The organism is Kluyvera sichuanensis, from assembly GCF_014218705.1.
Classification (GTDB): Bacteria; Pseudomonadota; Gammaproteobacteria; order Enterobacterales; family Enterobacteriaceae; genus Kluyvera; species Kluyvera sichuanensis.
Genome location: NZ_JABBJF010000103.1, coordinates 1 through 248, shown reverse-complemented (window position 1 = coordinate 248; position 248 = coordinate 1). Strand labels below are relative to the sequence as shown.

At 58.1% G+C, this 248-nt stretch carries 1 pseudogene; it reads left to right on the top strand.

Features of this window, described 5'->3' with window-relative positions:
• A pseudogene (locus HII27_RS26955) lies at positions 1 to 248 on the top strand (transketolase); the annotation flags it as partial.

Here is a 248-nt window from a genome sequence, read left to right as displayed (position 1 = left end):
ACCTTCCTGATGTTCGTTGAATATGCCCGTAACGCGGTGCGTATGGCGGCGCTGATGAAGAAACGCCAGGTGATGGTCTACACCCACGACTCCATTGGTCTGGGCGAAGATGGCCCAACTCACCAGCCGGTAGAACAGATTGCTTCCCTGCGTGTGACCCCGAACATGAGCACCTGGCGCCCATGTGACCAGGTTGAATCCGCGATTGCGTGGAAATATGGCGTAGAGCGTCACGACGGCCCAACCGC